Source organism: Ruoffia sp. FAM 26255 (assembly GCF_045528525.1).
GTDB lineage: Bacteria > Bacillota > Bacilli > Lactobacillales > Aerococcaceae > Ruoffia > Ruoffia tabacinasalis.
Genome location: NZ_JBGQQX010000123.1, coordinates 1 through 1,200, shown reverse-complemented (window position 1 = coordinate 1,200; position 1,200 = coordinate 1). Strand labels below are relative to the sequence as shown.

At 39.9% G+C, this 1,200-nt stretch carries 1 protein-coding gene; it reads right to left on the bottom strand.

All coding sequences use genetic code 11. From position 1 onward, the window contains the following. Positions 1-200: 200 nt before the first annotated feature. Positions 201-1,112, bottom strand: coding sequence for a YhdH/YhfP family quinone oxidoreductase (locus tag ACEN31_RS11530; RefSeq protein WP_407109478.1), 912 nt, complete (start codon positions 1,110-1,112; stop codon positions 201-203). Positions 1,113-1,200: the final 88 nt, after the last annotated feature.

Sequence of the window (1,200 nt, the reverse complement as noted above, 5' to 3'; positions counted from 1 at the left end):
CCAATGTCTATCCTTTAGCAGATATTTACTCAACACCTGCATTACCGCACATCAGAACGATTGAAATTGAAGAGTAGCTGCACTCAAAATGTGGCTCAAATAGTCCTTGACTATAGGACCAGTTCACTTCATTTGGCTTGAGGTGCATTTTCAAAAAAGAGAACCATGATTTTCTCAAATTACGGTTCTCTATTTAATCTCTAATTCATCTCTACAATTGTTCGACCAACGTGTGAGCCTTCTTTTAAGGCGATAATTGTTTCAGAAACGTCATCTAGTTTAATTGTTTTCGTGTTTAAATTATCAACAACATTCCATGAATCCGCCAAGTTGTTCCAGATTGTTTCGCGTTCTTCTTGAGAAGCGTTGACTGAGTTGATCCCTAGTAAGTTAATGCCTCTGAGAATTAATGGCAAGACGGTTGTTTCTAATTTTACTCCCGCTGCATTTCCGCATAAACTCATGCTTCCCTTTTCTTGAATTTGCGAGATGAGAGTTGCGGCAACATCGCCTCCGACGGTGTCTAAGACGTAGTCGTATTTTTGAGAAGCAAGGGCTTTTTTCTCGCCAATATCATCTGCCCATAAGATTTGATGCGCGCCAATATCTTTAACAATTTTTTCCTGATAGTCTTTACGGATCATTGCTGTAACGTTTTGGTAGCCGGCTTTGACTAGGATGGCTAAGGCAATACTCCCTACGCCACCGGAAGCACCAGTGACTAAAATTTGTTGATCCAATTTCGGATCCATACCATGCTGTTCAAGTGCTCGAACAGATTGGGCTGCTGTGAACCCAGCTGTCCCATAAGTCATAACATCTTTTAAAGTTAGATTTTCTGGCACCGGAATGATCCATTCAGAAGGCACTTGAGCGTATTGGGCTAGGCCACCCGTGTGATTCACACCTAAATCATAACCTGTAATGAGCACTTCTTGCCCCACTTCAAAAGAATCGTCTGTCGTTTCGACAACTTCTCCACTTAAGTCAATCCCGGGAATCATTGGGTAGCGGCGAATGACACCACCTTTTGCTTGAGTTGCTAACATATCTTTATAATTCAGTGATGAATAAGATAAAGCCCATATAATTGTGTAAAAGTAAAAAACCATAATAATCTCTTTGGTACAATGTAGTTGACAGACAAACATTGAAAGGAAGATTATTATGGCTCAATTAAATATTACCTTAAATTTAGAA